This window comes from Adlercreutzia equolifaciens (assembly GCF_029076695.1).
GTDB lineage: Bacteria > Actinomycetota > Coriobacteriia > Coriobacteriales > Eggerthellaceae > Adlercreutzia > Adlercreutzia equolifaciens_A.
Genome location: NZ_JARFIK010000376.1, coordinates 1 through 303, shown reverse-complemented (window position 1 = coordinate 303; position 303 = coordinate 1). Strand labels below are relative to the sequence as shown.

Below are 303 nucleotides of genomic sequence, written 5' to 3'. Positions count from 1 at the left end.
GTCGGCGACAAACAGCTGCCCTTGGTCGATGAGGCTTTGCAGGCGTTGACCATAACGATTCAGGTCGCCCTCTACGCGGCAAGTGTCGGCGTCCGAGATCATGAACATCATCTGCTCGGGTTGCTGCATGATGTCGGCAGTCATGGAATACCGATCGCGCACCTCATCCATGAAGCGAAGGCCGTTTTTGTTTACCATCATGCAGTCGATGTCGTCTCCAACAGTGGTTTCGTCGCTTGAATTCTTGCAGTCGGCCATTGGGAAGGGCATTTGGTCATCCATGAGCGCCACGCCGGCCCCCAG

Annotated in this window: 1 protein-coding gene; it reads right to left on the bottom strand. The window is 56.1% G+C overall.

Annotated features, from left to right (window positions below):
• Positions 1 to 303: hypothetical protein (locus PZH32_RS12815; protein WP_275208639.1), on the bottom strand; the 303-nt coding region annotated here is incomplete at both ends.